We start from the raw sequence: 23,007 nt of genomic DNA on the forward strand, positions 1-23,007 counted from the left end.
GCCGGTCAGGCGCGTTTCCACAGGGCGTTCTCGCCCAGTTTTTCCAGAAATGCCTCGTGGGCCTGTTGCTCGGCCTCGGTGATCCGTCCAGGCAGAGGGGTTGGACGGGCCGTCGGACGCCATGCCTCGGCATCGCCTGCGCGTGGGCCATTTGTGCCTGTGGCGGACAGGCCGAAATCGGGCTGCCGCCCGCCGATCAGTTCCAGATAAACCTCGGCCAGGATTTCCGAGTCAAGCAGCGCGCCGTGCAGGATTCGGTTCGAATTGTCTATATTGAACCGGCGGCACAGCGCATCCAGCGAGGCGGGCGAGCCGGGAAACCGTCGGCGGGCGATGGCGAGCGTATCAATGGCCTGCTCCCACGGGATGTGCGGCAGCCCTATCCAGCCCAGTTCGGCGTTGAGAAACTTCATGTCGAAGGCGGCGTTGTGGATCACCAGCTTTGCATCACCCACGAAATCGCGAAACCCTTGGCCAACCTTGGAAAAGATTGGCTTGTCGCGAAGCGTGATCTGCCCGGGTTCGGGGTTCTGCGGCGGTTCCAGAAGGTCGGGGCCGATGCCGTGAACGCCGAACGCCTCGGCAGGCATGGACCGTTCTGGATTGATATAGACGTGATAAGTCTCGCCGGTAGCGACGTGGTTCCACAACTCGATGGCACCGATTTCGACGATCCGGTCACCGCTTTCGGGATCGAACCCGGTGGTTTCGGTATCGAGTACAATTTCACGCATCTGCCAGCCCCGCCCGTATCTGCCTGACGACATCCTGCACCTGAGCGCGCGCGTGGTCCAGTGTGTCGGTGACGATGACGAAATCGGATCGCGCGCATTTTTCGTCATTGGGCATCTGTTTCATCCGTATCTGTTCGAATTGCGCCTCGGTCATGGTGCCGCGCTCCATTACCCGCTGTTTCTGCACCTCGGGCGGGACCGAGACGCAGGCCACGGCGTCCATCGCCGCGTCACCACCAGTTTCAAAAAGCAGGGGGATGTCGAAGACAACGATATCGGCCGTTGCCTGCGCGCGAAACTCTGACCGGTCGGTGGCCACGAAGGGGTGGACGATCTGTTCGATGATCTTCAGCGCGTCGGGGTTTTCGCCGATGATCCGTTTCAGGGCGGCTCGGCTGACTGCGCCGTTTTCGATGGCGTCGGGAAAGGCCCGGCGCATGGGTTCGACAGCCGCCCCGCCAGACGCATAGAGCCGGTGCACGGCTGCATCCGCATCCCACAGGGCACAGCCCTCGTCCGTGAACATCTGGGCCGTGGTGCTTTTGCCCATGCCGATGGAGCCGGTGAGGCCTAGCGCAAAACTCATGCCAGCGCCGCCGCCCGGGTGGCGGCATCGACCTGAGGCCGTTTTCCGAACCACTGTTCAAATCCGGGAACCGCCTGATGCAACAGCATGCCAAGCCCGTCGACAGTGGCGCACCCGGCCTGTTCCGCCGCTTCGAGCAAACGGGTTTTGAGCGGCGCATAGACGAGGTCGGTCACCAATGTACCAGGCCGCAACCCATCCAGCGGCACGAGCAGGTCCGGCTGGCCGACCATGCCGAGTGATGTGGTGTTCACCACCAGCCCCGCGCCACCGATCACGTCACCGGACCTGTTCCAGTCTGTCACGCTAACGCGGTCACCGAAATCGGCTTGCAACTGTTCGGCACGGGCGCGGGTGCGGTTGGTAAGGATGAGTTGCGGTACTCCGGCCCCGAGCAAGGCCGATATGACCGCGCGGGCGGCCCCGCCAGCACCAAAGACAACCGCCGGGCCGCTTTCCGGGTTCCAATCCGGTGCACCGGCACACAGGTTCGCCATGAAACCATAACCGTCGGTGTTGTCAGCGTGAATGGTGCCATCCGCTTGAAAGACAAGCGTGTTTGCCGCACCGATCTGGCTGGCGCGGTCGGTTACGTGATCGGCGATCCGCAACGCGGCCTCTTTGTGCGGGACGGTCACGTTGGCGCCCACGAACCCGGCCTTGGGCAGGGTGCGCAACACCTGTTCCAGATCTTCCGGCGCCACGTCCATCGGGATGTAGTGACCGGGCAATCCGTAGGTTTTTAGCCAATGACCGTGCAATTTCGGCGAGCGGGAATGCGCGATGGGGTGTCCGATCACACCAGCCAGAGGTATCCGTGTCTTGGTCATCGGTCGATCAGCCCCCGCAAGGTCAGGAAATTGAGCAGCTCCAGCAGGGGCATACCCAAAACGTTAAAATAGTCGCCGTCAATGGCGGTGAAGAGGCGCACGCCTTCTTCTTCGAGTTTGTAGGCTCCGACAGCATGGCGGATGCTGTCCCAGTTCCGGGTTACGTAGCTTTCCAGATAGGCATCGGAACTGTCACGCATCCGCAACCGCACCTGACCGACATGCCGCCAGACCGGTTCGCGGTTCTGATAGATGACGGCGGCCGACAACAGCATGTGCCGCTGACCGCGCATTTCCCTGAGTTGCGCCAGCGCGTCATCGGGGCTTTCGGGCTTAGACAAGAGACGACCTTGGAAATCCAGCACCTGATCGCAGCCCAGAACCATCGCATCGGGGTTTTTATCGCTGATCTTGCGCGCCTTCATCTCGGCCAGGGCATCGGCGATATCGCGGGGCGAGGCCTGTTCCGCCAGAAGGGCGCGTTTCATGGTATCTTCGTCAACGCGCGGCACATCCGCGATGAATGGCACGCCCGCGTTCCTGAGAAGCTGCGCGCGGACTTGAGAGCCGGAGGCAAGGACGATTGGGATAGTCATGTGGAAAACCCCGTGGGAAAAGCGATGAGTTCGTTTGAATGGTTTGTATGGTTTTCCGGTTGACACGCAACCCCGGGATTTCCGGTTAGAAGATCCGGGATTCGCGCATTTTCTATCCAGTCGGGACAAGGATAACTCGGGACCTCTGGACAACCGGGATATCCCGGAATTTTATGTGGTTTACCCTCAGGTGGATCACCAGGAAATTTGCTATAAACATCTGTAATATAAACAAAATATTCGTCTTTGTACTGAGCCTGTGGAAAACCGGAAAAGGCCTGATCCACTTGGGGAAAACCGCATGGGAAAACAAGTAATCCACGGATTTTCAACCCCCTTCAAAACCATCATCCTTTCTCTTTACATTCTTTTTTATTAGGGAGGGCCAAGCGAGCGGCGAGGACCCTGATGACCGATCTTCTTTACACGCTGTACCCCTGGGCCAAGTCCCTGCACATCATGGCAGTGATTTCCTGGATGGCAGGATTGTTCTATTTGCCACGGCTGTTCGTTTATCACGTGGAACAGGCACAGGACGTGGAAGGGGCACCCAGGATCTTCCTTGAGATGGAAGACAAGCTTTTGCGGGTTATCATGCGACCTGCGATGGTCGTGGCCTGGGTGGCAGGGCTGGTCATGGTGTTCACTCCGGGTGTAGTGGCCTGGGATTGGGCGTGGCCCTGGGCCAAGGGGGCTGCGGTGATCGCGATGACCTGGTTTCACCACTGGCTGATGGCGCGGCACATGGATTTCGCAGAAGGGCGAAACAGGCTGACCGGGCGGCAGTACCGGATGATGAACGAGGTTCCGACTGTTCTGATGGTGGTGATCGTTCTGGCGGTGATCCTGAAATTCTGAAGCCGGTTTGACTCCGGCCCGGAAGTCACATATCTAGAGCGCAACACGCCCGTCCGGGCGGAGTGTCTTCCTGTTTGAAAATCATATCTGTGCCACGCTGATGATGGCCAAGGGTCGTATAACCATGACAACCGAATCCCTGAACCTTGCCGATCTCAAGGCCAAGAGCCCCAAAGACCTGTTGTCGATGGCTGAAGAGCTTGAGATCGAAAACGCCTCGACCATGCGTAAGGGCGAGATGATGTTCCAGATCCTGCGCGAGCGCGCCGATGAGGGCTGGGTCATCGGTGGCGATGGTGTGCTGGAAGTGCTGCAGGACGGGTTCGGCTTTCTACGCTCGCCCGAAGCGAACTATTTGCCGGGCCCGGACGACATCTATGTCTCTCCCGATATGATCCGCCAATACTCGTTGCGGACAGGTGACACGATCGAGGGAGATATCAAGGCGCCGGACGAAAACGAGCGTTATTTTGCGCTGACCAACGTCACCAAGATCAACTTTGAAGATCCCGACCGGGCAAAGCACAAGATCGCGTTTGACAACCTGACGCCGCTTTACCCCGATGAGCGACTGAAGATGGAGATCGAGGACCCGACGATCAAGGACAAGTCGGCCCGTGTGATCGATCTGGTCGCTCCGATCGGAAAAGGCCAGCGGTCGCTGATCGTGGCGCCGCCGCGGACCGGTAAGACAGTGATCCTGCAGAACATCGCGCATTCCATCGAACGCAATCACCCCGAATGCTATCTGATCGTGCTGCTGATCGACGAACGCCCCGAAGAGGTGACGGACATGCAACGTTCGGTGAAGGGCGAGGTTGTGTCCTCGACCTTTGACGAACCGGCGACGCGCCACGTGGCCGTATCGGAAATGGTGATCGAAAAAGCCAAGCGTTTGGTCGAGCATAAACGAGATGTTGTTATTCTTCTCGACTCTATCACAAGACTTGGTAGAGCTTTTAACACCGTGGTCCCATCCTCGGGTAAGGTTCTGACCGGTGGTGTTGACGCGAATGCGTTGCAACGACCCAAGCGGTTCTTTGGTGCGGCGCGGAATATCGAAGAGGGCGGTTCGCTGACCATCATCGCCACCGCGCTGATCGACACCGGCAGCCGGATGGACGAAGTGATCTTTGAAGAATTCAAGGGTACCGGCAACTCGGAAATCGTTCTGGATCGCAAGATCGCCGACAAGCGTGTGTTCCCGGCCATCGACATCCTCAAGTCGGGTACACGGAAAGAGGACCTGCTGGTCAACAAGGGCGATCTGGCCAAGACCTTTGTGTTGCGCCGTATCCTGAACCCGATGGGCACAACGGATGCGATCGAGTTCCTGTTGTCGAAGTTGAAACAGACCAAGACCAACTCGGACTTCTTCGATTCAATGAACACCTGATCCGGTCTCAGGACAGACGCGAGGCCTTCGAATGGACACGATATTCGCTTTGGCCAGCGCACAGGGTAAGGCCGGGGTAGCGGTCATCCGCCTGTCCGGGCCCTTGGCGCATGACGCGGCGCGGTTGCTGACGGGTGGCGACCTGCCGCCACGCGGAATGCGGACGCGTGTTCTGAATGCTTCGGATGGAGAGCGGCTGGACGAGGGGCTGGTGCTGACCTTTCAGGGGCCGGCCAGCTTTACTGGCGAGGACGTTGTCGAGTTCCAGATCCACGGCAGTACGGCCGCGGTGAATGCGGTGCTGCGTTGCCTTTCAGATATGGAGGGGCTGCGTCTGGCCGAGCCCGGAGAATTCACGCGCCGGGCGCTGGAGAACGGCAAACTGGACTTGTCGCAGGTCGAGGGGCTTGCCGATCTTATCGATGCCGAGACAGAGGCGCAGCGCAAACAGGCGCAGACGGTTCTGGCCGGAGAGCTTGGACAGCTGGCGGAACGCTGGCGACGCAATCTGATCCGGGCGGCGTCGTTGTTGGAAGCAGTGATCGACTTTGCCGACGAAGAGGTGCCGACCGATGTTACGCCTGAAGTGCGGGCGCTTGCATCTGGTGTGATTGCTGATCTGGAAAAAGAGGTTGCGGGCGTCAGAATCGCCGAGCGTATTCGAACCGGGTTCGAAGTGGCGATTGTTGGCCCGCCGAATGCAGGCAAATCCACACTGTTGAACGCACTGGCGGGGCGGGAGGCGGCGATCACCTCGGAATATGCGGGTACGACACGGGATGTGATCGAAGTTCGTATGGACTTGTCGGGTCTACCGGTGACGCTGTTGGACACAGCCGGATTGCGCGAAACAACCGATCACGTGGAAGGTTTGGGAATTGCTCTTGCCCGCCAACGGGCGGATTCGGCGGACTTACGGGTTTTCCTGACCGAGACGGTTGATGGGCTGGGTATTCCGTTTCAGGCCGGTGATATTCACGTCTTGCCCAAGGCGGATGTTCGTGGGGACGAAACAAAGGGCGTTTCGGGGAAAACCGGACAGGGTATCGACCGGCTGATATCCCAGATTTCGTATGTATTAGTAGATCGAACTACCAGTGCTGGTATAGCCACGCGGGAACGGCATCGGGTTGCAATGAAGAAGGCAGCGATAGCGCTGACTGAGGCGTTGGCTATACTGGACTCTGGCCCCGACCTTTATGATATAGCGGCTGAGGAACTGCGCACGGCAATCCGGGCCTTGGAATCACTTGTTGGTAGAATAGATGTCGAGAACTTGCTGGACGAGATTTTTGCAAGTTTCTGCCTTGGAAAGTAGGGAGTGTTTCACGTGAAACATTCACAGTTTGATGTCGCCGTCATCGGCGCTGGTCATGCCGGGACCGAAGCTGCCCATGCCGCGGCGCGGATGGGTGTGCGTACGGCTTTGATCACCTTGTCCGAGACGGATATCGGGGTGATGTCCTGTAACCCGGCGATTGGTGGGTTGGGAAAAGGCCATCTGGTTCGCGAGATCGATGCACTCGACGGTGTTATGGGGCGTGTTGCCGATCAGGCGGGCATTCAATTCCGGCTGCTCAACCGCCGCAAAGGTCCGGCAGTTCAAGGACCGCGCGCTCAGGCGGACCGCGCGTTGTACAGGGCCGCTATGCAGCGTGAGACATCAAGGCAGGAAAACCTTTCGGTCATCACCGGCGAAGCCGTTGATTTTCTGATGGAGCAAGGGCGGGTTAAAGGTGTCATTCTGGCAGATGGATCGGAAATACCTGCGAAATGCGTAATCCTCACGTCTGGCACGTTCCTGCGAGGCATCATTCATATTGGCGATGTTTCGCGCCCTGGTGGCAGGATGGGGGATCGACCTTCGGTCAAGCTGGCAGAGCGACTGGATTGTTTTGAGCTGCCGTTGGCGCGTTTGAAAACCGGGACACCGCCGCGCCTGGATGGCCGGACGATTGACTGGTCCATCCTTGAGCGCCAGGACGGAGATGATGAACCGACGTTGTTTTCGTTCCTGTCGAAATCGGTAACGGCGCCACAAATCGCCTGTGGGATCACACACACCAACGCGCGGACCCATGAGATCATTGAAAAAAACCTATCTCGCTCGGCCATGTATGGTGGGTATATCGAGGGTGTCGGCCCAAGATACTGCCCGTCGATCGAGGACAAGATCGTGCGGTTTGCGGACAAGGACTCGCACCAGGTCTTCCTTGAACCCGAAGGGGTAAATGATCACACCATTTACCCGAATGGCATTTCGACATCGTTGCCCGAAGAAGTTCAGGTGGCTTATGTGCGGTCGATAAAAGGCCTTGAGAATGCGGAGATCCGGCAGCCAGGTTATGCCATCGAGTATGATTATGTCGATCCACGGGTTTTGAGCCCGCGTCTTTCCCTTTCACATGTGCAGGGGTTGTACCTTGCCGGGCAGATCAATGGCACCACCGGATACGAAGAGGCCGCTGCACAGGGTTTGGTCGCTGGGTTGAATGCGGCGCTGGAGGTTCGGGGCGAGGAGCCGCTGAATTTCACCCGAGCAAACAGCTATATTGGGGTCATGATAGACGACCTTACTACCCGTGGTGTTGCTGAGCCGTATCGGATGTTCACTTCGCGCGCCGAATTCCGGCTGTCCCTGCGCGCGGACAATGCCGATCAGCGCCTTACGCCGATTGGGATCGCGACGGGATGTGTGCGGGAAACCCGCAGGCTGGCGTTTGAGGATAAGCTGGAGAAGCTGGAAAGAACGAAGGGACAGTTGACCGAGACAACCTTTACCCCTCGGGAAATCCGGGGTGCGGGGATCGACGTCAATCAGGACGGCAACCGCCGGGACGGCATGGCGATCCTGGCCTTTCCGAATGTCGGGTTTGACGACCTGTTGCCCTTGATAGGTGGGCTGAGAGATGTACCGGAAGAGATCCGACGGCAGATAGAACGCGATGCGCTTTATGCGAACTACATCGTGCGTCAGCAGCGCGATGTCGAAGCCATGAAGCGGGATGAAGCGCATGAAATTCCGGATGGGTTCGATTTTTCTGCGCTGGAAGGGCTGTCGAATGAATTGAAACAAAAGCTTGCTGCGGCCCGTCCAGTCAACATTGCCCAAGCCTCTCGGGTCGAAGGGGTGACACCCGCCGCGCTGACGCTGATTTTGGCACGCCTGAGGCGTGATCTGAAAGTTCGCGGCGCATGAACGGGATTACGCCGGAGTTAGCGGACAAGCTGAATGTTTCACGTGAAACAATGGAGCGGTTGGAAATCTTTTCCAACCTGTTGAAACGTTGGAATCCGAAAATCAATCTGGTGTCAAAGAACAGCCTGAGCGAGCTTTGGGACAGGCACATTCTGGATTCAGTGCAGGTCTTTCGTTGCGTCGATGTGCAGGGACATTGGGTGGATCTTGGCAGCGGTGGTGGGTTTCCTGGTATGATTTGTGCGATCTTGGCCAAAGAATCGTCCCCTGAAACAAGGTTTACGTTTGTCGAAAGCGATCAACGCAAATCAGCATTTTTGCGCAATGCAGCGCGTGAATGCGGAGCCAGTTGCACCGTGCTTAGCCGAAGAATCGAAGCGATTGACCCGTTGAACGCAGATATCCTGTCGGCGCGAGCACTTGCCGACCTAAAAACGCTTTTGTCGTTTTGCAACAGGCATCTGCGGCAAGACGGAACGGCGCTGTTACCGAAAGGCGAGAATTGGAAAAAAGAAGTTTCCGACGCCCGCAAAGAATGGAAATTTGAAGCGGAGCCGATTACTAGTATTACTGAGCCTCAGGCAGTTATCCTGAAAATCAAAGGAGTCTCACGTGGTTGATCTGTATCGTCCAGCAGGCCCTCGGATCATTGCGGTAGCAAATCAGAAGGGTGGGGTAGGAAAGACCACAACGGCAATCAATCTGGCAGCAGGTCTGACCGAGATTGGGTGTCGTGTTCTGGTGGTCGACCTTGATCCTCAGGGGAATGCGTCAACGGGGCTGGGCGTCGATAGCCGCGACTGGACCACCTACGATCTGTTGATAGACGAGGCCCCACTGGAAACAGTCATTCAGGAAACGACGATTCAGGGGCTTTATATCGTACCGGCAACGGTGGATCTGAGCTCTGCCGATATCGAGCTGATTTCGAATGAAAAACGCAGTTTTTTGTTACATGACGCCTTGCGGCAGACCGCGATGGATCGGTTCGGGTTCGACTATGTCCTGATCGATTGCCCACCGTCGCTGAACTTGCTGACCGTGAATGCGATGATTGCGGCGAATTCCGTTCTGGTGCCGCTACAGAGCGAATTCTTTGCGCTGGAGGGGTTGTCACAGTTGATGCTGACAATTCGAGAGGTCCGCCAAACTGCGAATCCGGAGCTCAGAATCGAAGGTGTTGTGTTGACCATGTATGACAACCGCAACAACTTGTCCCGCCAAGTGGAAAAGGACGCGCGTGACAATCTGGGGGATATGGTATTTAAAACCAAGATACCCAGAAATGTTCGGGTCAGCGAAGCGCCATCATATGCGCTTCCGGTGTTGCAATATGACTCTGGCTCTCTGGGGGCTATGGCATATCGGCATCTGGCTCGGGAAATGGTGAGCAAACACAAAAAGGTCGCCGCATAGCGAGCAGAGAAGGAGGGTCAGATGAACGTCAAGAAAAGCAAGCCCCGGGGCTTGGGGCGTGGATTGTCTGCCCTGATGGCGGATGTGTCGCATGACAGTGCTGGTCATTCCTCGACCGAGCTGCGTCGTCCAGACATGCGGGTGCCGATCGAAAAGGTAAGGGCCAATCCCAATCAGCCCCGCCGGACGTTTTCGCAGGAGCAGTTGAACGAGCTTGCGGCCTCGATCAAGGAGAAGGGCATTATCCAACCCATGATCGTGCGGCCAGCCGGCGACGGTGGGTACGAGATTGTTGCCGGAGAGCGTCGCTGGCGCGCTGCACAGCTGGCGCAATTGCACGAAGTTCCTGTTATCGTTAGAGAATTTGACGATACTGAGGTTCTGGAAGTCGCCATTGTCGAGAATATCCAGCGGGCCGACCTGAATGCGGTGGAAGAAGCCGCCGGGTATCGGCAGTTGATGGAGAAATTCGGTCATACGCAGGAGAAGATGGCCGAAGCGCTGGGTAAAAGCCGCAGCCACATTGCCAACCTCTTGCGGTTGCTGTCGCTGCCAATGGATGTTCAGACGCTGGTGATCGAAGGAAAACTTTCGGCTGGTCATGCACGGGCGCTGATCACGGCGGAAAACCCATCCGAGTTGGCGCGGATCGTTGTGCGGGACGGATTGTCGGTGCGGGCCACTGAAGCACTGGTCAAGAAACAGCAGCAAGGAGACAGGCAACCCGGTGAGTCCCGCGCAAAAGGTCCGGATTCCGATAAGGATGCGGATACGCGTGCATTGGAAAAAGACCTGTCGGCGATTCTGGCGATGAAGGTGGTGATCAACCACAAAGCCGGAACTGAAACGGGGCAGGTCGTTCTGACCTATGAAAACCTGGATCAGCTGGACGATCTATGCGCCAAGCTCAGCCGCTAGGCCGGGTCCAGATAAAGATCAGGACCGCACCCAGGACCACGGCCTGAATGATCAGGACGTGGGAGGGAACGCCAAGAACAAGCGACAGCAAAAAGACGGCGGCGATCGACAGGGTCGCCGCCTTTTTTGCGCGCGTTTTGATTGCACCGGAGGTTTGCCAGTCGACGATCAGGGGGCCAAAGCTGCGATGTGTCAGCAGCCAGGTGTGCAGACGCGAGGAGGAGCGAGCAAAGAAGAATGCAGCGAGCAGCAGGAAGGGAACGGTCGGTAGCAGCGGAAGGAACACGCCGATCATGGCGAGCGCGACGCAGGTCAATCCCAAGAAGGCCCAGATGTAGTGCATCGCTCAGTCCACCAGAAGCTCGCGGATGACCGCGTTCAGAACCGCCCGCCCGTCACGAGTTGCGCGCAGGCGATTTCCTTCTGTTTCGATCATTCCGATTTCGGTCAGATGGGATATCGTGTCGAAAGGCATAGTTTTGCCTGACAACAGTTGATAACGATCAACATCTAGGCCGTCGGACACCCGCAACCCCATCATGAGGTATTCGTTTGCTTGTTCCTGTGTGGTCAGTTCCGTTCTGGCGCTTTCGCCGTTGCCCGCCGCAGCCGCATTCAGCCAGGCGGAGGGGTTCAAGGCGGTTTCGGTTGCGAATTTGCGCCCGCCCAATGTGAGGCGGCCATGCGCGCCCGGGCCGATGCCAACGTAATCGCCGTAGCGCCAATAGATCAGGTTGTGCCGCGATTGAGCGCCGTCGCGGGCGTGGTTGGATATTTCGTAAGCGGGCATGCCATGCGCCTCGCAGACTTGTTGCGTGGCAAGATACATGTCGGCGGCACTGTCATCCTCGGGCAGGCCGCGCAATTTTCCGACTGCATAGCGGTCGCCGAATGCGGTGCCCTCCTCGATGGTCAGTTGATAAAGCGACAGGTGATCGATGGCCATCGACAAGGCTTCAGTGAGCTCGGCGCGCCAACCTTCAAGCGTCTGGTGCTGGCGGGCATAGATAAGGTCAAAGCTGACGCGGTCGAAGCAATTGCGGGCGATGTCAAAAGCCGCGCGTGCTTCGGCGACGGTATGTATACGGCCAAGGCGGCGGAGATCTTCGTCATTCAGCGCCTGAATACCCATCGACACACGGTTGATCCCGGCATCGCGATAGGCGGCAAAGCGGCCCGCGTCGACCGAACCGGGATTGGCCTCGAGCGTGATTTCCATGTCGTTGGATGGCCGCCACAGGGCACGCGCCTTGTTTATGACAGCCGCGACTGTGGCGGGGTCCATCAGGGATGGGGTGCCGCCGCCAAAGAAGATGGTGTCGAGCACCCTGTTCGGGGTTTCCGCGGCGGAGCGTTCGAGCTCGCTCAGATAGGCGTTAAGCCATTGGTTTTGATTGATTTCACGTGAAACGTGGCTATTGAAATCGCAATAGGGACACTTGGCCTCGCAAAACGGCCAATGCACATAGAGCCCAAAGCCCCCGTTGCGCCAATCATCCGCCAAAACAACCCTGCACGAATTTCTCCACCGCTTTTGCCCGGTGGCTGATCTTGTTCTTTTCCCAACGGTCCATCTCGGCAAAGGTCTGATCATAGCCGTCGGGCACGAACATGGGGTCATAGCCGAAGCCTTCGGCTCCGCGAATGGGCCAGACGAGGTGGCCCGGAGCGATGCCCTCGAACACTTCGTCATGACCATCGGGCCAGGCCAGCACCAGGGTGCAGCGAAACTGGGCGGTGCGAGGATGGGGGGCGTTGCGCTTCTCAAGCTCGGTATGGGCGCGGGCCATGGCCATCAGGAAATCGCGCCCATTTTCGGTTTCGGCCCAATCGGCGGTATAGACACCTGGTGCGCCGTCCAGCCCGTCAATGGTGATGCCGGAATCGTCCGACAGCGCCGGCAGGCCAGTGGCTTGGGCAGCGGCATGGGCCTTGATCCGGGCGTTTCCGACGAATGTATCCTCGGTTTCTTCCGGCTCCGGCAGGTTCATCTCGCCCGCGCCCACAACCTTGACCCCAAATGGGGTGAGGAGATGCGCCATCTCCTCCAGCTTGCCCTTGTTGTGGGTTGCCACCAGCAGTGTGTCGCCGTCGAAGTGCCGTATCATGCGGTGGCGGCCTTTTGGGCGGCAACCAGTTCACCGACGCCTTTTTCCGCCAGATCCAGCAATTGGTTCATCTGATCGCGGGAATAAACCGAACCTTCGGCACTCATCTGTACCTCGATCAGCTTACCCGAACCGGTCATGATGAAATTGCCGTCAACGCCCGCTTCGCTGTCTTCGGGATAGTCGAGGTCAAGCACAGGTTGGCCGGCATAGATACCGCAGGATACGGCGGCGACCGGGTCGATCAGCGGATCCGAGATTACATCGCCTGTCTTCATCAGCTTGTTAACCGCAAGGCGGAGCGCGACCCAGCCACCGGTAATCGAGGCGCAGCGGGTTCCGCCATCGGCCTGAATGACGTCGCAGTCGACGGTGATCTGACGTTCGCCAAGGGCCACACGGTCGACACCGGCACGCAGGGCGCGGCCGATCAACCGCTGGATTTCAACGGTCCGACCGCCTTGCTTGCCCGACGCGGCCTCGCGCCGCATCCGGGTGTTGGTCGCGCGTGGCAGCATGCCGTATTCGGCGGTGACCCAGCCCAGCCCCGAGCCCTTGATAAAAGGCGGCACACGATCTTCGATGGTTGCGGTGCACAGAACATGGGTGTCACCCATTCTGATCAGGCAAGAGCCTTCGGCATGTTTGGTGAATCCCGTCTCGATTGAAACCGGGCGCATTTCGCTTAAATCTCGTCCTGAGGGTCGCATGAGAAATCCTTTGTTTGCTGGTCTCGGGATACCGCCCGCACGTATGGCGATGCAACCCCGATTGACCTTTCCCGAACCTGCGATTTAATGGCGACCCAGTAAGAGGCGCTGATGAGTGAAGCAAACAAAATCCTGAACGAGATGAACGAACGGTCGCGCGAGGTTTTCCGGTTGATCGTGGAAAGCTATCTTGACAGTGGCGAGCCCGTTGGCAGCCGTACCCTGACCCGGACGTTAAGCGAAAAGGTCAGCGCCGCTACGGTTCGCAACGTGATGCAGGATCTGGAGTATCTGGGCCTGTTGAACAGCCCCCATATCAGCGCAGGCCGCGTACCGACGCAAATGGGGCTGCGTATGTTCGTTGATGGATTGCTGGAAGTTGGCGATCTGGGAGCGGACGACCGGCAGAAGCTGGACGCCACCCTGGGTGATAATGCGGGCGATGTCAGCGGCATGCTAGATAGGGTCGGATCGGCCTTGTCGAACGTGACGCACGGTGCATCTTTGGTGCTGACGCCCAAGCATGAGGCCGAGATCAAGCATATCGAATTCGTGTCGCTGGCGCATGATCGGGCGTTGGTGGTGCTGGTGTTTTCAGACGGGCATGTAGAGAACCGGTTGTTCTCGCCGCCGCCGGGACAGACGCCCAGTTCGATGCGAGAGGCGGCCAATTTCCTCAATGCCTTGATCGAGGGGCGGACGCTGACCGAGGTCCGTCGGATGATGCAGAGCGACATCGCCGCGCGGCGTCAGGAAATCGATGCGCTGGCGCGCGAACTCGTCGAGAGCGGCCTTGCCCTTTGGGATGGAGATGGCGAAGATTCGGCCCGCCTGATCGTGCGGGGACGAGCGAATCTGTTGGACGGTACCGGTCAGGAGGCAGAGCTGGAGCGTATCCGGAGCTTGTTTGATGATCTGGAACGCAAGCGCGACATTGCCGAATTCCTGGAATTGACCGAAACCGGCGAGGGTGTGCGCATTTTTATCGGTTCGGAGAACAAACTTTTCTCACTTTCGGGTTCCTCTTTGGTGGTGTCTCCATATATGAACGCTGATCGAAAGATCATCGGCGCGGTGGGAGTGATTGGCCCGACGCGCCTGAATTACGGACGGATCGTGCCGATTGTGGATTATACGGCACAACTGGTTGGAAAGCTGATTTCCGACCGGAGCTAGAGGTGGAAAGATGGCAGAGCCGAAGAACGAAGAGTTTCTGGACGATATTGCGACCGCAGAGGCCGAAGAACTGGCCGAGGAGTTGGCGGAAATCAGCGAAGAGGCGCTGGAGCTGGACGCGCTGCGCGCCGAGCGGGATGAACTGAAGGACAAGTTCATGCGCGCGCTGGCGGATGCGGAAAACGCCCGTAAACGGGGCGAAAAAGCGCGGCGGGATGCCGAGAATTATGGCGGATCAAAGCTGGCGCGCGACATGTTGCCGGTCTACGACAACATGAAACGTGCACTGGAAGCGGCAACCGAAGAGCAGCGGGACGTTTCGGCGGCACTGATCGAAGGCGTGGAACTGACCATGCGCGCGCTGCGCGACGTGTTCCAGAAACATGGGATTCAAGTGATTTCGCCCGAGGTTGGGGATCGGTTCGACCCACAGATGCACGAAGCGATGTTCGAGGCACCTTTGCCGGGTACCAAGGCGGGTGACATCATTCAGGTGTCAGCCGAGGGCTTTATGCTGCATGACCGTTTGCTGCGCCCGGCGCAGGTTGGCGTGTCGTCGATGCCAGCAAGCTGATCGGCTTCGCCGGCGCGCGACCAAGCCTCCGGCGAGAGTATTCTTCAAAAGATGAAGGGGCGGTCAGGTGTTGGCCGCCTCTTTCAGTTTGTAAATCAGGTCCAGCGCCTCGCGCGGGGAGAGTTCGTCGGGCAGGACATTCTTGAGAATGTCAGTGACAGGCGAGGATTTCGGCATTGGCGACGGCGGTGGCGGTGCAGCGGAGAAGAGAGGCAGATCGTCGATCAGCGCCTTTTGCCTGCCGCCTTCACGTTCGGATTTCTCCAACTGGTCGAGTACGACGCGGGCGCGTTCGACGACCGAGGGCGGCAGGCCTGCAAGCTGGGCGACCTGTACACCATAGGACCGGTCGGCAGCGCCCTTGCGGACCTCGTGCAGGAAAATGACCTCGCCTTCCCATTCGCGCACCGCGACGGTGGCATTGTCGACGCCTTCGAGGCTGCCGGCCAAGGCTGTCAGTTCGTGATAGTGGGTGGCAAACAGGGCGCGGCATTTGTTGGATGCGTGCAGGTGTTCCAGCGTGGCCCAAGCAATGGAGAGGCCGTCATAAGTGGCTGTGCCTCGGCCAATCTCATCGAGGATGACCAGCGCGCGGTCGTCGGCCTGATTGAGGATGGCGGCAGTTTCGACCATCTCGACCATGAAAGTCGAGCGCCCCCGTGCCAGATCATCGGATGCACCGACCCGGCTGAAAAGTTGACTGACAAGCCCGACATGGGCGGTGTCGGCCGGCACGTAGCTGCCCATTTGCGCCAGCAGGGCAATGAGCGCGTTCTGGCGCAGGAAAGTTGATTTACCGGCCATGTTCGGGCCGGTCAAAAGCCAGATTGCGGCGCCATTCTCGGCCGACAGATCGCAGTCGTTGGCGATGAAGGCGTCCCCGCCTTGTTGGCGCAGGGCGTGTTCGACCACAGGGTGACGGCCGCCTTTTATGTCAAAGGCGCGGGATGTGTCGACGGTGGGGCGGCACCAGTTTTCCCCGCGCGCTAGGTCGGCCAGCGCGGCGGTCAGGTCAAGCTCGGCCAGGCCGCGTGCCGCCTGGTTCAGTCGGGCCGCCTGATCGAGAATGGCGTCAGAAAGCCCTGAATAGAGCCTCTTTTCGATCTCCAGCGCCAGATTGCCCGCATTCAGGATGCGGGTTTCGATTTCGCTGAGCTCGACCGTGGTGAAGCGCACCTGATTGGCGGTTGTCTGGCGATGGATGTAGGTCTCGTTGAGGGGAACGCCGAGCATCTTTGAGGCGTGGGTTGCTGTGGTTTCGATGAAATAGCCCAGCACATTGTTGTGTTTGATCTTCAGCGAGGCGATGCCGGTGTGATCGATGTATTTCTGCTGAAACCCGGCGATGACGGAACGGCCCTGGTCGCGCAAAGTACGGGCCTCGTCCAGTTCCGAGTCATAGCCAGCGGCGATGAAACCGCCATCGCGGGCCAGCAGCGGGGGTTCAGCGACAAGCGCGGCGTCCAGAAGCCCGAGCAGGTCATCAAAACCGGTCAGGCTATGAACTGCATCGGACAGAATCGAAGGCAAGTCGTCAGCGGCGCAGAGGCCAGCGATTTGTTCCGCCTGTGAAAGCCCGTTACGGATGGCCGCCAGATCGCGCGGTCCGCCCCGATCAAGCGACAGCCGCGACAGGGCGCGGTCCAGATCCGGGGTTTTGCGCAATGCTTCGCGCAGATCCGAGGCCAGAAGGGTCTCTTCGACGCAAAAACCTACCGCATCGTGACGGGCGTGAATGATATCGGGCGATCGGGACGGGCTGGACAGGCGTTGTTCCAGCAGTCGCGCGCCGCCCGCCGTCACCGTGCGGTCAATGACCGACAACAGAGAGCCGGCGCGGCCACCGGACAACGAACGGGTGATTTCCAGATTGCGGCGGGTGGCGGCGTCGATCTGAACTACGCGGTCCTGGGCCTCTTTCTGGGGCACCTGCAATAGCGGCAGTTTGCCTTTTTGTGTGATGTCCAGATAGTCGACCAGAGCGCCCATCGCTGCGACCTCGGCGCGGTCGAATGTACCGAACGCGTCCAGCGCGCCCACGGCGAACAGGGTACAGATACGCTTTTCACCAGCTGTGCTGTCGAAACTTGCGCGCCCGATCGGGGTGATCGGAACGCCTAGGTCACGGGTGGTTTCGACCAGCTTTCCATCCATTCCGTCAGCGACGATCAGTTCGGAAGGGGCCAGCCGCGCAAGTTCGGGGCTGAGCCGAACGGGTGAAAGGGGCATCACGTGGAACGCACCTGTCGATATATCCGCCCAGGCCAGGGCGGCCTGGTCGCGAACCTCGGCATAGGCGGCCAGAAAGTTGTGTCGGCGCGCTTCGAGCAGCGCGTCTTCGGTCAGGGTTCCGGGGGTGACAAGGCGCACGACATCGCGCTTTACCACTGATTTAGAGCCTCTTTTCTTAGCCTCGGCCGGACTTTCCATCTGTTCGCAGACGGCAACGCGAAAGCCCTTGCGGATCAGTGTCAGCAGGTATCCTTCGGCAGAATGAACCGGAACCCCGCACATCGGAATGTCCTGGTCATTGTGCTTGCCGCGTTTGGTCAGCGCGATATCCAGCGCCTCGGCGGCATTCATGGCGTCTTCAAAGAACATCTCGTAGAAATCGCCCATCCGGTAAAACAGCAGGGCATCGGCGTGGGCCTCTTTGATTGCGAGATATTGCGCCATCATTGGCGTGACGTTGGACAAGACTGACATCTCCCGGCGTGTTCCGGGGGGACCTTACAAATCCGTAAACTGCGACGAAAGGCGAAAACGCATTGTCGTTGAGGCGGGCGCTTGCCTGCTGTAAGAGGCGGAAAAGCCCAACAGCGCGGAAAACGACATATCTCATGCCCAAAGCGAAGATCACCCCCGAAGAGGCGCTTGCCTTTCACCTGGAACCGACCCCCGGCAAATGGGAGGTGCAGGCCACCGTTCCAATGACCACGCAGCGAGACCTGTCACTGGCCTATAGCCCTGGCGTGGCAGTGCCGTGCGAAGCCATCGCGGCCAACCCCGAGACGGCCTATGACTATACCAACAAGGGCAATCTTGTGGCGGTGATTTCGAACGGGACGGCGGTTCTGGGTCTTGGCAATCTGGGGGCGCTAGGCTCGAAACCGGTGATGGAGGGCAAATCGGTCCTGTTCAAACGGTTCGCTGACGTGAATTCGATCGATATCGAGCTGGACACCGAAGACCCGGATGAGTTCTGCCGTGCGGTGCGCCTGATGGGGCCGACCTTTGGCGGGATCAATCTGGAAGACATCAAGGCGCCCGAGTGCTTCATCATCGAACAGCGCCTGAAGGAAGAGATGGACATTCCGGTCTTCCACGATGACCAGCACGGGACGGCGGTGATCTGTGCGGCGGGTCTGATCAACGCGCTGCATATCTCGGGCAAGAAGATCGAGGATGTGAAGATTGTCCTGAACGGTGCCGGTGCTGCCGGGATTGCCTGTATCGAGCTGCTCAAGGCGATGGGTGCGCGGCATGAGAATTGTATCGTCTGTGATACCAAGGGTGTGATCTATCAGGGTCGGACCGAAGGCATGAACCAGTGGAAATCTGCGCATGCGATCGTGACCGAGTTACGCACACTGGAAGATGCGATGAAGGGCGCGGACGTGTTCCTGGGTGTGTCGGTCAAGGGCGCGGTCACGCAGGAGATGGTTGCCAGCATGGCTGACAACCCGGTCATTTTTGCGATGGCCAACCCCGACCCCGAGATCACGCCGGAAGAGGCACACGAAGTCCGCGTAGATGCGATCGTGGCCACCGGGCGCAGCGATTATCCCAATCAGGTCAACAACGTTCTTGGTTTTCCGTACCTGTTCCGCGGCGCGCTGGATATTCATGCCCGGGCCATCAATGACGAGATGAAGATTGCCTGTGCTCACGCCCTGGCCCGTCTGGCGCGCGAGGATGTGCCGGACGAAGTGGCGATGGCCTATGGCCGGAACCTGACATTCGGGCGCGATTACATTATCCCGACGCCGTTTGACCCGCGCCTTATCCACCGGATTCCGCCCGCCGTGGCCCGTGCAGGAATGGATACGGGCGCCGCACGGCGGCCGATCGTCGACATGGATGCCTATGAACTGGGCCTGAAATCGCGAATGGACCCGACGGCCAGCATCCTGCGCGGCATCAACGCACGGGCGCGTCAGGCGCAAAGCCGGATGATCTTTGCCGAAGGGGACGATCCACGGGTGCTGCGCGCCGCTGTCACCTATCAGCGGTCGGGCTTTGGCAAAGCGCTGGTTGTTGGCCGACCGGACGACGTCAAGCAGAAGCTGGAGGTTGCGGGCCTTGGCGACGCGGTGCGCGAGATCGAGGTGGTCAATGCGGCGAATACAACGCATCTGGAGGCCTACAAGGCGTTCCTGTACAAGCGCCTGCAGCGCAAGGGTTTTGACGGCAAGGATATCCACCGTCTGGCGGCGCGGGATCGGCACGTGTTTTCGGCCCTGATGCTGGCGCACGGCCATGGCGACGGGCTGGTGACCGGGGCAACGCGGAAATCAGCGCATGTTCTGGATCAGATCAACCATGTGTTTGATGCCGATGCTGCTCATGGCGCGGCTGGTATTACTGCGCTGATGCACAAGGGTCGTATCGTTCTGATCGGTGACACATTGGTGCATGAATGGCCATCCGAAGAGGATCTGGCAACCATTGCCGAGCGGGCCGCCGATGTTGCCCGCCACATGGGGATGGAGCCGCGTGTCGCCTTTGTCAGTTTCTCGACCTTTGGCTATCCGGTCTCGGAACGTACCGAGAAGCTGTACAAAGCGCCCCGGGTGCTGGAGGCGCGCGGGGTCGATTTCGAGTTCGAGGGTGAAATGACCGTCGATGTGGCGCTGAATGCCAGATCGCAAGAGGCCTATCCCTTTTCGCGCCTGACCGGGCCTGCGAATATCCTGATAGTGCCGGCCCGACACTCGGCTTCGATTTCGACCAAATTGATGCAGGAAATGGCGGGTGCAACGGTGATCGGGCCGATCCTGACCGGGATCGACAAGCCGATCCAGATCTGTTCGACCGTGTCGACAGCCAACGACATCCTGAACATGGCCGTTCTGGCCTCGGCCAAGATCGGGTAGACCGTGGCAATCTGGAACCTCGGCTCGATCAATGCGGACATGGTTTATGCCGTGCCGCACCTGCCGCAACCGGGTGAAACGCTGGCGGCCACGGATTTGTCGCGGTTTCTGGGTGGCAAGGGGGCCAACATGTCGGTTGCGGCGGCGCGGGCCGGGGGTGAAGTTCGGCATATCGGTGCGGTCGGGCCTGAAGGGCGCTGGGCGATTGACCGGCTGTCGGGTTATGGCGTCGATACCCGTCACGTCGCACAGGTGGAAGTGGCGACCGGCCATGCCATTATCGCGGTCGAACAGTCGGGTGAAAACCTGATCGTGCTGTTTCCCGGTGCGAACCGCGAGATCACCTTGGCGCAATTGGAACAGGCGCTGGACCACGCGCAGAAGGGTGATCTGCTGGTATTGCAGAACGAAACCAACATGCAGGTTGAGGCTGCGAAGATGGGGCGCGACCTGGGGTTGCAGGTTTGTTACGCGGCGGCGCCATTCGATGCAGAGGCGGTCAGGGCCGTACTGCCTCATATCGATTTTCTGATTCTGAACGAGGTCGAGGCAGAGCAGTTGCAGACCGCGACCGGACTGGCACCGCAACAACTGCCGGTGGCGCAGGTGGTCGTGACACTTGGGTCAAGGGGCGCGCGGTACTTTGACACTAACAAAGGTGAATCGCAGGGTTTTCCGGCCTTCAAAGTGCAGCCAGTGGATACAACCGGGGCCGGCGATACCTTTACCGGCTATGTGCTGGCCGGGATGGACGCGGGGTTGCCGATGGCGGAGGCGATTTCCCAAGCGATGCGTGCCGCAGCCATCATGGTCACGCGGCACGGCACGGCGGACGTCATCCCCGGTCTGGAGGAAGTCCGGAATACGAAGCTGGATTAACTTCCTGCAAATGGCGCAGCGTCGCCCCAAAGTTCCTTGACCCGTTGATCGCGTCCGCAAGCCTTGCGATAGGCCTTGTAGGCGCTTGCCTGACGCTTGGGGCCGAAGCGGGTCAGAACCAATTTGGTGCCTTTGTAGTAGTCCTGATGATAGGCCTCGGCCGGATAGAAGGTCGAACTGTTCAGGATCGGGGTCACGATTTCTTGGCCAAGGGCTGCCTGTGCATCGGCCCTGGCTTGTTCGGCAATGGCCTTTTCGTCCGCGTTAGAGACGAAAACGGCGGTTCTGTAGCTTTCGCCGCGATCACAGAACTGACCGCCGGCATCGGTTGGATCAATCGAGCGGAAAAACAGGCTTAGCAATGTGTCGCGCGACACTTGAGCCGGGTCGAACGTGATCTGCACCGCCTCGTAATGGCCGGTGCCCCCGGCGGAGACCTGTTTGTAGGTCGGGTCATCGATTTTTCCGCCGGTATATCCCGACACCGCCTCGATCACGCCGGGGACGTGTTCGAAATCGGATTCCACGCACCAGAAACAGCCACCGGCCACCGTCAGAGTCCGGGTCTCGGCGGCAACGGCGGGCAGGCAGCGCAACGCGGCGGCGATCAGGATCAAAGTGAACAGGGCAAAGGCTTTGAAATCACGGGTCAAGGTCATGGCGGATCTCCTTTGCAATCAGGCTGCATCCGCTTTGCGCACAAAACAATCCGCTGACATGTGTTCTCACACACAGGTGAAGCGTTGTTTACCCCTTGGCCTCGCGGGCCCTCGCGACTAGCTTGCCGCCAATTGGGAGAGAAGAACAAAGAGGTATCGTCGTGAAGATCGCGATGTGGTCGGGGCCGCGCAACTTGTCGACGGCAATGATGTACAGTTTCGGAGCTCGCACCGATTGCGCGGTGATCGACGAGCCGTTTTACGCGGCCTATCTTGCGATGACCGGGCTGAACCATCCGATGCGCGAAGAGATTCTGGCGGCGCAATCGCGGGACCCGGCTGAGGTAGCTGCAAGGCTGGCCGGGACAAACCCCGGCGCGCGCCCGTTCTGGTATCAGAAGCACATGACCCAGCACATGATCCCCGGAATTCCGCGCGACTGGATGAGGGGCGTGAGAAACGTGTTCCTGATCCGTCACCCGTCGCGGGTGATCGCAAGCTACGGTGCCAAACGCGAAAACCCGACGTTGGACGATATCGGGTTCTGGCAGCAGGCCGAACTGTTCGACGAGGTGCGCAACTGGGGCGGTGAGCCTGTGGTGATCGACAGCCACGACATTCGCGAAGACCCGGCTGGGATGTTGGAAAAACTGTGTGATGCGATCGGCGTCCCGTGGTCACCGCATATGCTGAACTGGCCCAGGGGCGGACATCCCGACGATGGCGTCTGGGCGGCGCATTGGTATGGTTCGGTCTGGAATTCGACCGGTTTTGCGGGTCCCGAAGGGGAATTGCCATTGGTACCGGAAAAGTTGCAGCCGGTGCTGGACGGCGCGCTGCCGTATTATGAGAAGATGAAGGCGGCCAAACTCTGAGTCGCGTTGGGGGAACAGCCGCTGCCACATTGTGGAAAACCGAGAGCAGTTATTTTAACAATTGCCCAAGCTTCATGGCAACGCTCATATCGCCCGTGATCTTGAGTTTGCCCATCATCACCCCGGTCATCGGATTGAGTTTACCGGTCAGCAGTTTGGTCAGGTTTTCGGCTGAGATCCGGATCGTGCAGTCGGTGTCGCGGTCCTGAGTTGAGGCTTCGTTTTCCGCCAGAACAATGACGCCATCTGCGCCGCAGTCGAATTTCAGCGTACCGTCGAAGGTCTTGCCGGTCAGACCGGACTGGATGCCGTTTGCAATGTCTTCAAGCGCCATGGTGACCTCTTGTCGTTTACGCAAGCGTTAGAAAGACACCGGGAACAAGGCAAGGATGACCAA

General features: G+C 59.1%; 23 protein-coding genes. 12 read left to right on the top strand and 11 right to left on the bottom strand.

Annotation, left to right across the window (positions count from 1 at the left end):
- Nucleotides 1-5 precede the first annotated feature (5 nt).
- The 4 genes from dnaQ to AC2FLX_RS03090 are packed head-to-tail and all read right to left on the bottom strand — an operon-like array spanning nucleotide 6 to nucleotide 2,746.
- Nucleotides 6-734, bottom strand: a complete 729-nt coding sequence (gene dnaQ, locus AC2FLX_RS03075) for a DNA polymerase III subunit epsilon (protein ID WP_480750044.1) — start codon at nucleotides 732-734, stop codon at nucleotides 6-8.
- A complete protein-coding gene (gene coaE, locus AC2FLX_RS03080; RefSeq protein WP_480750045.1) occupies nucleotides 727-1,320 on the bottom strand; it encodes a dephospho-CoA kinase in 594 nt (197 codons plus the stop codon). The genes dnaQ and coaE overlap by 8 nt, the downstream gene beginning before the upstream one ends.
- Nucleotides 1,317-2,150 carry a shikimate dehydrogenase gene (locus AC2FLX_RS03085; RefSeq protein ID WP_496810708.1) on the bottom strand — a complete coding sequence of 278 codons (834 nt, stop codon included), beginning with the start codon at nucleotides 2,148-2,150 and terminating at the stop codon, nucleotides 1,317-1,319. The genes coaE and AC2FLX_RS03085 overlap by 4 nt, the downstream gene beginning before the upstream one ends.
- Nucleotides 2,147-2,746, bottom strand: a complete 600-nt coding sequence (locus AC2FLX_RS03090) for a Maf family protein (RefSeq protein ID WP_496810707.1) — start codon at nucleotides 2,744-2,746, stop codon at nucleotides 2,147-2,149. The genes AC2FLX_RS03085 and AC2FLX_RS03090 overlap by 4 nt, the downstream gene beginning before the upstream one ends.
- Nucleotides 2,747-3,154: 408 nt before the next feature.
- On the opposite strand from AC2FLX_RS03090, the gene AC2FLX_RS03095 reads away from it, so the two are divergent.
- From AC2FLX_RS03095 to AC2FLX_RS03125, 7 genes are all read left to right on the top strand, one after another.
- Complete coding sequence (locus AC2FLX_RS03095; protein WP_496810706.1) at nucleotides 3,155-3,604, top strand: CopD family protein; 450 nt, start codon at nucleotides 3,155-3,157, stop codon at nucleotides 3,602-3,604.
- Between the two features lie 124 nt (nucleotides 3,605-3,728).
- A complete protein-coding gene (gene rho, locus AC2FLX_RS03100) occupies nucleotides 3,729-5,000 on the top strand; it encodes a transcription termination factor Rho (protein ID WP_480750050.1) in 1,272 nt (423 codons plus the stop codon).
- A 31-nt stretch (nucleotides 5,001-5,031) separates the two neighbouring features.
- Complete coding sequence (mnmE, locus tag AC2FLX_RS03105; protein ID WP_480750051.1) at nucleotides 5,032-6,318, top strand: tRNA uridine-5-carboxymethylaminomethyl(34) synthesis GTPase MnmE; 1,287 nt, start codon at nucleotides 5,032-5,034, stop codon at nucleotides 6,316-6,318.
- A gap of 12 nt (nucleotides 6,319-6,330) precedes the next feature.
- On the top strand, nucleotides 6,331-8,199 hold the full coding sequence (gene mnmG, locus AC2FLX_RS03110) for a tRNA uridine-5-carboxymethylaminomethyl(34) synthesis enzyme MnmG (protein ID WP_496810705.1): 1,869 nt from the start codon (nucleotides 6,331-6,333) through the stop codon (nucleotides 8,197-8,199).
- Nucleotides 8,196-8,819, top strand: a complete 624-nt coding sequence (gene rsmG, locus AC2FLX_RS03115) for a 16S rRNA (guanine(527)-N(7))-methyltransferase RsmG (protein WP_480750053.1) — start codon at nucleotides 8,196-8,198, stop codon at nucleotides 8,817-8,819. The genes mnmG and rsmG overlap by 4 nt, the downstream gene beginning before the upstream one ends.
- Complete coding sequence (locus AC2FLX_RS03120) at nucleotides 8,812-9,615, top strand: ParA family protein (protein ID WP_480750054.1); 804 nt, start codon at nucleotides 8,812-8,814, stop codon at nucleotides 9,613-9,615. The genes rsmG and AC2FLX_RS03120 overlap by 8 nt, the downstream gene beginning before the upstream one ends.
- A gap of 21 nt (nucleotides 9,616-9,636) precedes the next feature.
- The gene (locus tag AC2FLX_RS03125) at nucleotides 9,637-10,533 is read left to right on the top strand and encodes a ParB/RepB/Spo0J family partition protein (RefSeq protein ID WP_496810704.1); all 897 of its coding nucleotides are present in this window, start codon (nucleotides 9,637-9,639) and stop codon (nucleotides 10,531-10,533) included.
- On the opposite strand, the gene AC2FLX_RS03130 is transcribed toward AC2FLX_RS03125, so the two are convergent.
- Genes AC2FLX_RS03130 through rph form a run of 4 tightly spaced genes read right to left on the bottom strand, consistent with a single transcriptional unit; the run spans nucleotide 10,523 to nucleotide 13,351 of the window.
- A complete protein-coding gene (locus AC2FLX_RS03130; protein WP_496745153.1) occupies nucleotides 10,523-10,876 on the bottom strand; it encodes a YbaN family protein in 354 nt (117 codons plus the stop codon). The genes AC2FLX_RS03125 and AC2FLX_RS03130 overlap by 11 nt on opposite strands.
- A gap of 3 nt (nucleotides 10,877-10,879) precedes the next feature.
- Nucleotides 10,880-12,037, bottom strand: coding sequence for a radical SAM family heme chaperone HemW (gene hemW / locus AC2FLX_RS03135; RefSeq protein ID WP_496810703.1), 1,158 nt, complete (start codon nucleotides 12,035-12,037; stop codon nucleotides 10,880-10,882).
- Nucleotides 12,027-12,641 (bottom strand): RdgB/HAM1 family non-canonical purine NTP pyrophosphatase, encoded by a 615-nt coding sequence (gene rdgB, locus AC2FLX_RS03140; RefSeq protein WP_480750058.1) that lies wholly within the window; start codon nucleotides 12,639-12,641, stop codon nucleotides 12,027-12,029. Before rdgB ends, hemW begins: the two co-directional genes overlap by 11 nt.
- Entirely contained in the window at nucleotides 12,638-13,351 is a 714-nt protein-coding gene (gene rph, locus AC2FLX_RS03145) for a ribonuclease PH (RefSeq protein ID WP_480750059.1), read from the bottom strand. Before rph ends, rdgB begins: the two co-directional genes overlap by 4 nt.
- Before the next feature lie 111 nt (nucleotides 13,352-13,462).
- On the opposite strand from rph, the gene hrcA reads away from it, so the two are divergent.
- Both hrcA and AC2FLX_RS03155 read left to right on the top strand, forming a co-directional pair.
- Nucleotides 13,463-14,527, top strand: coding sequence for a heat-inducible transcriptional repressor HrcA (gene hrcA / locus AC2FLX_RS03150; protein ID WP_480750060.1), 1,065 nt, complete (start codon nucleotides 13,463-13,465; stop codon nucleotides 14,525-14,527).
- A 10-nt stretch (nucleotides 14,528-14,537) separates the two neighbouring features.
- Complete coding sequence (locus AC2FLX_RS03155) at nucleotides 14,538-15,101, top strand: nucleotide exchange factor GrpE (RefSeq protein ID WP_480750061.1); 564 nt, start codon at nucleotides 14,538-14,540, stop codon at nucleotides 15,099-15,101.
- Nucleotides 15,102-15,164: 63 nt separating this feature from the next.
- On the opposite strand, the gene mutS is transcribed toward AC2FLX_RS03155, so the two are convergent.
- Nucleotides 15,165-17,780: a DNA mismatch repair protein MutS gene (gene mutS, locus AC2FLX_RS03160; RefSeq protein WP_496875377.1), complete on the bottom strand. Its 2,616-nt coding sequence runs from the start codon at nucleotides 17,778-17,780 to the stop codon at nucleotides 15,165-15,167.
- Nucleotides 17,781-17,941: 161 nt separating this feature from the next.
- Here mutS and AC2FLX_RS03165 point away from each other — a divergent pair, with 161 nt between their 5' ends.
- Complete coding sequence (locus tag AC2FLX_RS03165) at nucleotides 17,942-20,197, top strand: NADP-dependent malic enzyme (protein WP_496811116.1); 2,256 nt, start codon at nucleotides 17,942-17,944, stop codon at nucleotides 20,195-20,197.
- 3 nt (nucleotides 20,198-20,200) lie between these two features.
- Nucleotides 20,201-21,076, top strand: coding sequence for a ribokinase (locus tag AC2FLX_RS03170; RefSeq protein ID WP_480750063.1), 876 nt, complete (start codon nucleotides 20,201-20,203; stop codon nucleotides 21,074-21,076).
- On the opposite strand, the gene msrA is transcribed toward AC2FLX_RS03170, so the two are convergent.
- The gene (gene msrA / locus AC2FLX_RS03175) at nucleotides 21,073-21,735 is read right to left on the bottom strand and encodes a peptide-methionine (S)-S-oxide reductase MsrA (protein WP_496811115.1); all 663 of its coding nucleotides are present in this window, start codon (nucleotides 21,733-21,735) and stop codon (nucleotides 21,073-21,075) included. The genes AC2FLX_RS03170 and msrA overlap by 4 nt on opposite strands.
- Nucleotides 21,736-21,896: 161 nt before the next feature.
- Here msrA and AC2FLX_RS03180 point away from each other — a divergent pair, with 161 nt between their 5' ends.
- Nucleotides 21,897-22,610 (top strand): sulfotransferase-like domain-containing protein, encoded by a 714-nt coding sequence (locus AC2FLX_RS03180; RefSeq protein ID WP_496745142.1) that lies wholly within the window; start codon nucleotides 21,897-21,899, stop codon nucleotides 22,608-22,610.
- A 49-nt stretch (nucleotides 22,611-22,659) separates the two neighbouring features.
- On the opposite strand, the gene AC2FLX_RS03185 is transcribed toward AC2FLX_RS03180, so the two are convergent.
- Complete coding sequence (locus AC2FLX_RS03185) at nucleotides 22,660-22,944, bottom strand: SCP2 sterol-binding domain-containing protein (protein WP_496811114.1); 285 nt, start codon at nucleotides 22,942-22,944, stop codon at nucleotides 22,660-22,662.
- Nucleotides 22,945-23,007 lie beyond the last annotated feature (63 nt).

This window comes from Ruegeria sp. YKSF57, from assembly GCF_059612585.1.

Coding starts and splice junctions, on each gene's coding strand:
- dnaQ (WP_480750044.1), bottom strand. CDS start 734: ATGCGTGAAATTGTACTCGATACCGAAACCACCGGGTTCGATCCCGAA.
- rsmG (WP_480750053.1), top strand. CDS start 8,196: ATGAACGGGATTACGCCGGAGTTAGCGGACAAGCTGAATGTTTCACGT.
- AC2FLX_RS03165 (WP_496811116.1), top strand. CDS start 17,942: ATGCCCAAAGCGAAGATCACCCCCGAAGAGGCGCTTGCCTTTCACCTG.
- mutS (WP_496875377.1), bottom strand. CDS start 17,780: ATGATGGCGCAATATCTCGCAATCAAAGAGGCCCACGCCGATGCCCTG.
- rdgB (WP_480750058.1), bottom strand. CDS start 12,641: ATGATACGGCACTTCGACGGCGACACACTGCTGGTGGCAACCCACAAC.
- AC2FLX_RS03155 (WP_480750061.1), top strand. CDS start 14,538: ATGGCAGAGCCGAAGAACGAAGAGTTTCTGGACGATATTGCGACCGCA.
- AC2FLX_RS03095 (WP_496810706.1), top strand. CDS start 3,155: ATGACCGATCTTCTTTACACGCTGTACCCCTGGGCCAAGTCCCTGCAC.
- rho (WP_480750050.1), top strand. CDS start 3,729: ATGACAACCGAATCCCTGAACCTTGCCGATCTCAAGGCCAAGAGCCCC.
- coaE (WP_480750045.1), bottom strand. CDS start 1,320: ATGAGTTTTGCGCTAGGCCTCACCGGCTCCATCGGCATGGGCAAAAGC.
- AC2FLX_RS03130 (WP_496745153.1), bottom strand. CDS start 10,876: ATGCACTACATCTGGGCCTTCTTGGGATTGACCTGCGTCGCGCTCGCC.
- AC2FLX_RS03125 (WP_496810704.1), top strand. CDS start 9,637: ATGAACGTCAAGAAAAGCAAGCCCCGGGGCTTGGGGCGTGGATTGTCT.
- hrcA (WP_480750060.1), top strand. CDS start 13,463: ATGAGTGAAGCAAACAAAATCCTGAACGAGATGAACGAACGGTCGCGC.
- AC2FLX_RS03185 (WP_496811114.1), bottom strand. CDS start 22,944: ATGGCGCTTGAAGACATTGCAAACGGCATCCAGTCCGGTCTGACCGGC.
- msrA (WP_496811115.1), bottom strand. CDS start 21,735: ATGACCTTGACCCGTGATTTCAAAGCCTTTGCCCTGTTCACTTTGATC.
- AC2FLX_RS03085 (WP_496810708.1), bottom strand. CDS start 2,150: ATGACCAAGACACGGATACCTCTGGCTGGTGTGATCGGACACCCCATC.
- rph (WP_480750059.1), bottom strand. CDS start 13,351: ATGCGACCCTCAGGACGAGATTTAAGCGAAATGCGCCCGGTTTCAATC.
- mnmE (WP_480750051.1), top strand. CDS start 5,032: ATGGACACGATATTCGCTTTGGCCAGCGCACAGGGTAAGGCCGGGGTA.
- AC2FLX_RS03090 (WP_496810707.1), bottom strand. CDS start 2,746: ATGACTATCCCAATCGTCCTTGCCTCCGGCTCTCAAGTCCGCGCGCAG.